Source organism: Commensalibacter sp. Nvir, assembly GCF_963921845.1.
Classification (GTDB): Bacteria; Pseudomonadota; Alphaproteobacteria; order Acetobacterales; family Acetobacteraceae; genus Commensalibacter.
Genome location: NZ_CAWUGZ010000063.1, coordinates 1 through 6,553, shown reverse-complemented (window position 1 = coordinate 6,553; position 6,553 = coordinate 1). Strand labels below are relative to the sequence as shown.

6 protein-coding genes are annotated in these 6,553 nt (G+C 40.3%); 5 read left to right on the top strand and 1 reads right to left on the bottom strand.

Going from position 1 to position 6,553, the window contains the following annotated elements:
• Window positions 1-221: 221 nt before the first annotated feature.
• Genes AABE15_RS04580 through AABE15_RS04570 form a run of 3 tightly spaced genes read left to right on the top strand, consistent with a single transcriptional unit; the run spans window position 222 to window position 2,898 of the window.
• Window positions 222-872 (top strand): ribulose-phosphate 3-epimerase, encoded by a 651-nt coding sequence (locus AABE15_RS04580; protein ID WP_338330103.1) that lies wholly within the window; start codon window positions 222-224, stop codon window positions 870-872.
• A gap of 31 nt (window positions 873-903) precedes the next feature.
• Window positions 904-1,467 (top strand): 6-phospho-3-hexuloisomerase, encoded by a 564-nt coding sequence (gene hxlB, locus AABE15_RS04575; protein WP_338330102.1) that lies wholly within the window; start codon window positions 904-906, stop codon window positions 1,465-1,467.
• A 48-nt stretch (window positions 1,468-1,515) separates the two neighbouring features.
• Complete coding sequence (locus AABE15_RS04570) at window positions 1,516-2,898, top strand: sugar porter family MFS transporter (RefSeq protein ID WP_338330101.1); 1,383 nt, start codon at window positions 1,516-1,518, stop codon at window positions 2,896-2,898.
• 448 nt (window positions 2,899-3,346) lie between these two features.
• Here the strand turns inward: AABE15_RS04570 and AABE15_RS04565 are convergent, their stop codons facing one another.
• The gene (locus AABE15_RS04565) at window positions 3,347-3,469 is read right to left on the bottom strand and encodes a hypothetical protein (protein WP_338330100.1); all 123 of its coding nucleotides are present in this window, start codon (window positions 3,467-3,469) and stop codon (window positions 3,347-3,349) included.
• Between the two features lie 679 nt (window positions 3,470-4,148).
• Here AABE15_RS04565 and AABE15_RS04560 point away from each other — a divergent pair.
• Together AABE15_RS04560 and AABE15_RS04555 are read left to right on the top strand one after the other, a co-directional pair.
• A complete protein-coding gene (locus tag AABE15_RS04560) occupies window positions 4,149-4,310 on the top strand; it encodes a hypothetical protein (protein ID WP_338330099.1) in 162 nt (53 codons plus the stop codon).
• A 905-nt stretch (window positions 4,311-5,215) separates the two neighbouring features.
• Window positions 5,216-5,734, top strand: a complete 519-nt coding sequence (locus AABE15_RS04555; RefSeq protein WP_338330098.1) for a hypothetical protein — start codon at window positions 5,216-5,218, stop codon at window positions 5,732-5,734.
• Window positions 5,735-6,553: the final 819 nt, after the last annotated feature.

The following is a 6,553-nucleotide window of genomic DNA, read 5'->3' as shown; positions in this document are numbered from 1 at the left end:
GAAAAAATACAGCGTTTTTTTCCTTTAATATTTTGAAATGTAACGATTTTTATCAATTGCGGTTTTCATTCCCCCAGTTTTTAATCCAAAAAAAACTTATTATTTTTATATTGCATTCAATTAAAAATATAATACTATGATTTGCACATATGAGCATAATGATCAGCTTATTTTAACGAATTTGAGTATGGAGTTTTTGAAGGAATGGGTAACGAAACACGATGATCACGATTCTCCCCTCTGTGTTCGCAGCCGATCTGATGAATCTGAAGCGCGACCTTCTTTTTTTAGAAGAACAGGGATTCCAAGCGGTGCATGTCGATATGATGGATGGGCATTTTGTACCCAACCTTGCGTTTGGACCCAGCCAAATTGAGGTGATTAAGCACAACATTTCCTTGAAACTTGAAGTGCATATGATGGTTGATACACCGGAAAGACTGCTCGCGAGCCTTATAGAGCTTGGGGTGGATAAGATTTTTATGCATTACGAAGCCACGCTTCATCCTTGTTATAGTTTACAACGTATACGGGCTGCGGGCATTAAAGCGGGAATTGCTTACAATCCCTCGACCGCTTTGAACAGCTTGACCTATGTATTGGATCACATTGATGCGGTTTTGATCATGTCGGTTAATCCTGGACATGCGCATCAATCCTTTTACCCCTCCACGTATCAACGGATTCACGAGGTAAAACAATGCATCGGCCATCGGCCAATCGAAGTTCAAGTCGATGGGGGAATCACGCCTTCAATTGCCTTGGAATTAAAAAAAGCTGACGTTTCTTCCATGGTGATCGGGGGGTGTTTATTTCATGGGGATTCCGTCGAGAATGTGAGAACGTTAAAAAACATCCTCTCTGACTATTAATCATTGATGTGTGTATTAAGGGATATGTACAATGCGTATTCAATCATTTACCCAACGGATACTTCAAGAGTTATCCTCGTATGTCGAGCGTATCCAGGACGAGGATTTTGTCGAGTTGCTGACGGCCATTCAACAAGCTCGTCATATTTTTTTATCTGGGGCAGGGCGAAGCGGGCTTTGCGTCCAAGCGTTCGCCAACCGTTTGTTGCACCTCAATTTTCGCGTCAGCGTGGTGGGAGAGATCACGGCACCCCATGCCCAAAAAGACGATGTGCTGATCCTGGCCTCTGGCTCAGGGGAAACGCCCCGCTTGGTGGCATTAGCCCACCAAGCAAAGCGTATCGGCCTTCCCATTGCGTGTATTACGTTGGATAGTCACTCTACCCTGGCCCAATTGTCTTCTATTGTCATTGTGTTACCTGGAACTTCTCCGAAACGACAGCCCACGGCTTCTTTTACCCCCTCCTTTCAACCGATGGGTTCAGCCTATGAACAATTTTGTTTCCTTATCTACGACGCCATTGTTTTGGAACTTATGGATCAACGGAAAATCACTTCCGAACAAATGTTTCAAAATCATGCCAATCTTGAATAATCCTCGTCATTGCCTTTGTGCGACCCTATGAATATCAGGAACCCTAGTATGACAATTCCTCAACAGACCCATCAATCCAACAAAGCCGTATTTATTATTGCGGCGATTACCGCCTTAGGGGGCTTATTGTTTGGCTATAACGTCGGCATTATTGGCATTGCCTTGTTAGGCTTGGCAAAGCAATTTGTATTAACCGTTACTTTACAACAAATTATAACCAGTGCAACCATACTGGGGGCCCTAGGGGGGTGTATGCTGTCACAACCCATCTCCGATCGTTTAGGGTATCGTCCTACACTTCTTATTCTTGGTGTATGGTTTTGTGTTGCGTCCTTGGCATGTGCGTTGTCCCCCATTATTAATGGCTTGATTGTTTCGCGTTTTTTGTTGGGGTTGCCTATCGGGGGAGCCACCCAAATCATTCCGGTCTATATTGCTGAATTGGCCCCTGCACGTCATCGAGGAAAAATGGTTGTCTTTTTTCAATTGATGGTCATTACCGGCATTACGCTAGCGTATTTTGGCGGGCTTGAGTTGGGGGATCATTGGCGTTGGATGTTCGGATTGGGGATACTCCCGGCCATTGCGTTGTTACTGGGAATGAGTATTTTACCCGAAAGCCCACGCTGGCTTGTCATGAAAAAACGTCCACAAGACGCTTACCTTATCTTGAAAAGAATACGCGGGAATGAACAGTTGGCGCAACAAGAAATCGAGGCCATTAAAAAGGTAAGCCATCAACCTAAAGGGAGCTGGAAAGAAGTTATGCAACCGTGGGTTCGACCTGCGATTGTTGTCGGGGCATCGCTTGCCATGTTTTGCCAAATTACTGGAAATAACGCCTTAATTTATTACGCACCTATTATTTTCACACAAGCAGGGTTTTCCTATACGATCGCCATTATTGGCTCGGGCATCAGTATATTCATTATTGCCATTATGACTATCATCGGTGGGATCTTGGTTGATAAAATTGGAAGACGCCGCTATTTGCTCTGGACGGTTCCAGGCTCCATTATTGCCTTAATCGCTATGGGGTATCTCTTTCTGGGAAATGGGCCACAGACCGAAGTAAGTAAATTCCTCGTCATCGCTTGCCTGGCGGTTTATATGTTGTTCAACGGGGGATCATTTGGGGTGTGTATTTGGTTAATCAATTCAGAAATTTATCCCTTGTTTATCCGTGGAAAAGGGGCGAGTATCGGTGCCTTCAGCAACTGGTTTTTTACCTTAATCGTGAGTCTAACCACCCTAAGCTTGGTAAAGACTTTGGGGGCGACCTATACGTTTTGGCTCTATGCGTTGATCTCCACCCTTGCACTGATTTTTATTTACGCTTTGGTTCCGGAAACAAAAGGTAAATCTCTAGAGGAAATTGAGCTTGAATTAAAAAACCATCGATTTTATGCGTTTCAACAAAAAAAATCATAAGAATTTTAGGTTTGGTAAGTCTGTAACGTTTAAGCTATTCGTATAAAGTGTAATCCCTATGATTACTTTTATAAAGATAATTACAATTCAATGAGTAAAAATACTCTTTTACCCGTTAAAAATTGTTTTAAATTTCTATAAACTAAGGGGACATCCCTCTAGTTTGCCCTTCATTCACAAGCCATTTCGTTAGTACGTAAAACACAATAAAAGTGAAATATACCGACTAACGAATTGATTTTTTTGACTCAAAACCACGCAATTGTTTACAGGTTCGTGGTGTATGATAATCCCTAAACCGTCCCGTTCATAATCCGTGACTCACACAGTTGTTAACCATAAAATGCGTAATGGGGATAGAACAGGGAACAGTAAACCATTTACAGGATATCTTAAAAAAATAGTCTCTTTAAAACTATCTTTTGTTCTTTTTGTCAACTGTTTTGCCTTATCCATTCGGTAAAACAAAAGGCTTGAAAGAAGAGGGAACTGAGACCCCAGCGATGGTAGAACGAATTACGTAAGGGGGATGAATAGATTGCATACTATTTTGGGTATAATTCGTAGACACCCAATCGTTCTTTAGGCCATCTGCTTTTAACCTCAATATCGCGTACAATCAGAGGTTCATTATCAATTTTAAGTTGATGCAAATCATTTCCTTACCTCTGAATCAATTCTGAAGGATGTGAGGATGTTTTACTTCCTTCAGAATTTTAGTTGATGGCGCAATATTTATTATGCTTTGAATAGATGCTTATAAAACAAGTAACAAAGGGTAGAAAAAACAATAAGCGCTTTTCTTATTACCCATGGTTTTCAATACCCATTAAAATTCTCAAACACTAGTTTTTAAAAACATTGAGCGGGGGATGATAAATGGTATCAACCCTAAGGAACCACTGCAACCATTCAGAAAAATGCAGGGCTCTCAAGCCCATTCCATCTTTTAATACCATGCCAGAGCGATACAAGATTCTTCGATGGAAGATTATCCCGTGCAGGGATCATCATAATGAGACTGAATGTTAACGGTTTAGACCATAATTGCGTTCGCTCGTAAATGTTGTAAGCTCATATCCTGAACAATCAATAATAAAATAAAAAAATCCACCCTTATGGATACATTAAGGGGCAAGCAAACTTACACTATCCCGACCTAACCGTCGATAATGTTATGGAGAGCTTCGTTGCTATAATGTTGGATGAGATAAAGCGTTTCGAGGCATATGAATTGATCAAAGAGTTGCATGGCTCGAGATATTGTTCGGGTGCATGGCGGGCTTACGCAACCCCTCCCTGGGTTTTATTATGTGGCAAAGCCTTTTTACGCTTCAATGAATGGATCCATATCCAATAATATTCTTTTAATGCGATGCTATCAAAATGACTTTATTGCCCTTTTGTTATAAAAATTTATTTGCGAACACGCATTAACCTGCTCTTTTCATACACTTCTATAGACTATTAGATTACAAAAAGGAATTCTGTTGTTATACGCTGAAGCCTAACGCGTATAGACGTTATGGGCTCAATCCATTCATACTTAATAGGTTGTAAATAGAAGTTATTTCGAGTGAGTGTTATTGAGTAGGTTAGTGTGTGGTTGATTTTATATGTTGTTGTCCCAACGCATTCTACAATGTTTAGTGAATAGTCTATGTGTTTTAATGTTCTTCTAAAAAGAATCTCAAAAGGGTAATTGTAGTATTCATTTCCCCCTACATGGTGATGTTTTTACTACGGCTAGGAAACACATACCCAAAATTGTTAACAAAAAATACAGCCGTCAAGATATGTCTATCCATTCGCCAACGGCCAGGCGCTTACTTAGGCAATGCTGTGGCATGTAGACGTAAAAAAATCTTTATAAAGCCGCACACCATAATTTTTTTTGAAATCCTTTGGCACCTAAAACAAATTCATGGATGGGTTTTCTCAGTGGCAATATGCTCCCAGCTTATGCGCATCGATACATCTGGCTATTCACTCATATTGCCAGACATGTTTTTTACGAACTTTCAGCGTAAAAAACCGATCGCGCGCATCCCTAAGCGTTGACGTCTATTGGCAATAAACCGTTTGCCACCTAAAGCAAATTCATGGAGTGATTTTCTCAGTGGCAATATGATCCCAGTTTATGTGTATCGATACATCTGGCTATTCACTCATTATTGCCAGACATATTTTTTACGAACTTTCAGCGTAAAAAACCCATCGCGCGCATCCCTAAGCGTCGCCGTTTATTGGCAATAAACCGTTTGGCTAGTATTCGCACGCTTCATTTCACATTACAATTAAAGATAAGGATATTTTAATGGACACCGCAATCGGAGGAATTTATCTTCCTCATTTAAAACACAACGTAATTGCTCCAGTACTCGCTTATTTAAACCTTGGCGGAGAGCAAGCCCTCCATATGGTAACAGGAACCTTTGTTGCAGAAAGCTATAGTGGCCAAGTCACGTATTTAAAACAATTAGGCAAAGGTCCCGCATTGGGCGCTTGTCAAATGGAACCCTTTACCTATAACGATATTTGGAATAATTTTTTAAACTCTTCCAAACACGTTTCTCTCGCTAACGAACTACGATCCCTGTCTGGCACCCTTAATGCATCGAAAGCTACGATTCCTGATGTAGAACTTCTAACGGGAAATTTGTTTTTTGCCGCCGCTATGTGTCGTGTTTTTTATTTAAGAATAGCTGAACCTTTACCCAAAGCAGACGATGCCACCGCGTTGGCAAATTATCACAAAAAACATTACAACACTTCGTTAGGCAAAGCCAATGCTCAACGAAATATCGAATGTTTTCAACGTGCTATTGATGCCTAGTAAAACATTAACTTTCTAGAGTGCTTACAAAGCATGTATCGTTCCAACACGGATAACGGATCATCTTTTCTCTCGTGGATTCATGCTTTGCTCATGGGTCATTCTATGGTTTTTAAAAAGTACTCTTGGTTAACGTTGGCTTTAAATTCAGTGTTAAAATAAACCAGATTGTATTTCCAATCGATAAATCGGAAAAACTTTTTACCGATGCCATCTCGATTACATAATGAGGAGACAATGCGATAAACCCTAACAACAGATTAAAAAAATATAAAGTTTTAAACACTAAAAATAATTTTTTGAACCTCATGGTTTAATCAAGCAAAGATTTAAATAAGTGATGGATAGAGTGTAAGTTGCTTTTATTGATCGCTTGCCAGCAACAAACGATTGTAACCCTTTACAGCTATGGATTCGAATAAATCCTATTCAAAAAATTAAAACTCTCAGAGTATGCTTAAAAAATAAAACGACCTACAAGCCCCACTCATTGTGCCATTTTGTGCCAAATATCCCCACAACCCCACAATTTCAACCCATAATGGTGCCCAAAAGAAGAGTTTTAAGTGGTTGATTTAAAATAATATCTTTTGGAATCAAAGTGTTATTTTTATTTGTTCTGTACTAAATTTACTTTTTTTCTTAAATTCTGTTCTTTATTGTGCCAAAGTGTGCCAAGATTAAGCGAGGAATTTTGGGGGGCAGCACAGAGCGATCATGGCGACGATTGTAAAGCGGAATGGTTCGTGGCGGGCGATGGTGCGTCGGAAGGGGCATCATCATTACGCTACGTTTGATACGAAAGCAGAAGCGGAGCGT

Excerpts from the sequence above, each read along its gene's own strand:
- AABE15_RS04580 (WP_338330103.1), top strand. The coding sequence starts at position 222 with ATGATCACGATTCTCCCCTCTGTGTTCGCAGCCGATCTGATGAATCTG.
- hxlB (WP_338330102.1), top strand. The coding sequence starts at position 904 with ATGCGTATTCAATCATTTACCCAACGGATACTTCAAGAGTTATCCTCG.
- AABE15_RS04570 (WP_338330101.1), top strand. The coding sequence starts at position 1,516 with ATGACAATTCCTCAACAGACCCATCAATCCAACAAAGCCGTATTTATT.
- AABE15_RS04560 (WP_338330099.1), top strand. The coding sequence starts at position 4,149 with ATGGCTCGAGATATTGTTCGGGTGCATGGCGGGCTTACGCAACCCCTC.
- AABE15_RS04555 (WP_338330098.1), top strand. The coding sequence starts at position 5,216 with ATGGACACCGCAATCGGAGGAATTTATCTTCCTCATTTAAAACACAAC.